General features: G+C 74.8%; 1 protein-coding gene. It reads right to left on the minus strand.

What is annotated here, in order from left to right; genetic code table 11:
• Positions 1-104: 104 nt before the first annotated feature.
• Positions 105-2,124 (minus strand): DEAD/DEAH box helicase (locus AOK18_RS27150; protein ID WP_055696045.1); only part of this gene is annotated, 2,020 nt, incomplete at its 5' end.

Genomic DNA, 2,124 nt, shown 5'->3' on the forward strand with positions numbered 1-2,124 from the left:
GAGCGGGCCGGCCCCGTCCGGGCCGGGTCCCCTCACGGAGACTCCCTCAGGTTCGTACCACTCATCCGGACCTTCCCCTTCCGTCCCGTCCGCCTCGTACCCGGTCATCGCGGCTCTCCCCGCAGTGCCACCAGATCCGCCAGTTCCGCGTCCGTCAGCTCCGTGAGCGCCGCCTCACCGGAACCGAGCACCGCGTCCGCCAGCTCCCGCTTGCGGACCAGCAGAGCGGCGATGCGGTCCTCGATCGTGCCCTCGGCGATCAGCCGGTGCACCTGCACCGGCCGGGTCTGGCCGATGCGGTACGCGCGGTCCGTGGCCTGCGCCTCCACGGCGGGATTCCACCAGCGGTCGTAGTGCACGACGTGCTCGGCGCGGGTCAGGTTCAGTCCGGTGCCCGCCGCCTTGAGCGACAGCAGGAAGACCGGGACCTCGCCGTCCTGGAAGCGCCGCACCATCGCCTCGCGCGCGGCGACCGGTGTGCCGCCGTGCAGGAACTGCGACGGCACGCCCCGCGCGGCGAGGTGCCGCTCCAGCAGCCGCGCCATCCGCACGTACTGCGTGAAGACCAGCACACGGCTCCGTTCGGCGAGCACCGTGTCGAGGAGTTCGTCGAGCAGTTCGAGCTTCCCCGACCGTCCCGCGAGCACAGGCCGCTCCTCCTTGAGGAACTGCGCCGGATGGTTGCAGATCTGCTTCAGCCCGGTCAGCAGCTTCACGATCATCCCCCGCCGCGCCATGCCGTCGGCCCCCGGGCCGCCGGAGGTGCCGGAGATCTCGGCCAGGGCCTCGCGGACCACGGCCTCGTACAGCGCCGCCTGCTCCTGCGTGAGCGCCACCGCGTGGTCGGTCTCCGTCTTCGGCGGCAGCTCGGGCGCGATCCCCGGGTCCGACTTGCGGCGGCGCAGCAGGAACGGCCCCACCAGCCGGGCCAGCCGCTCCGCCGCGGCGGGGTCCGTCCCGCTCTCCACGGCGTCCGCGTACCGCCTGCGGAAGGTGCCGAGCCGGCCCAGCAGACCGGGCGTCGTCCAGTCGAGGACGGCCCACAGCTCCGAGAGGTTGTTCTCCACCGGCGTGCCGGTGAGCGCCACGCGCGCCCGTGCGCCGATGGACCGCAGCTGCCGGGCCGTCGCCGCGTACGGATTCTTCACGTGCTGCGCCTCGTCGGCGACGACCATTCCCCAGGACACGCCGGCGAGCCGGGAGGCGTCCAGCCGCATGGTGCCGTACGTGGTGAGCACGAACTCGCCGTCGGCCACACCGTCCAGCGAGCGGCGCGCCCCGTGGAAGCGGCGCACCGGGGTGCCCGGCGCGAAGCGTTCGATCTCCCGCTGCCAGTTGCCCATCAGGGAGGTCGGGCAGACCACGAGGGTGGGCCCGGCGGACGCGGGATCGGACTGCCGGTGCAGGTGCAGGGCGATCAGGGTGACCGTCTTGCCCAGGCCCATGTCGTCGGCGAGACAGCAGCCCAGGCCCGCGGACGTCATGTGGACCAGCCAGTTCAGCCCGCGCCGCTGGTAGTCCCGCAGCGTGGCGGCGAGGGCCTCGGGCTGCGGGACGGGCTCCTGGGACCCGGGCTCCGCCAGCCGGTCCCGCAGGGCCGCCAGCCGGCCGGTGGGGCGCACCTCGAACCGGTGGCCGTCCACCTCCACCGAGCCGGTCAGGGCCGCGCCGAGCGCGTCGACGGGCGTGACCGCGCGGCTCCGGCGCGCGCGGGCGCGAAGCACCTCCCGCGGGTCGATCAGGACCCACTGGTCACGCAGCCGCACGACGGGGCGTTTGGTCTCCGCCAGCCGGTCCAGCTCCGCACGGGTGAGGGTCCGGTCGCCCACGGCGAACGACCAGTCGAAGGCGAGCAGCGCGTCGGCCGACAGGAAGGACGGCTGCGGGGAGGAGTCCTTGGACCCGGCCCGGCCGGGCGGGTGCCCGTCGTCGGCGGGGCCGATCTCCGCGCGGGTGGTCAGCCCGCGGACCAGCCCCCTGGGCCAGTGCACGTCGACGCCCGCGGCCGCGAGCGCCCTCGCGCCCTCCCCGAGGAGCTCGGTGACCTCCTCGTCGGCGAGCTCGACCGCGTCGGGCACGGCCGCCGACAACAGGGGCGCGAGCGGGGCCCAGGCACGGGCGGCC

Source organism: Streptomyces prasinopilosus, assembly GCF_001419695.1.
Taxonomy (GTDB): domain Bacteria; phylum Actinomycetota; class Actinomycetes; order Streptomycetales; family Streptomycetaceae; genus Streptomyces; species Streptomyces prasinopilosus.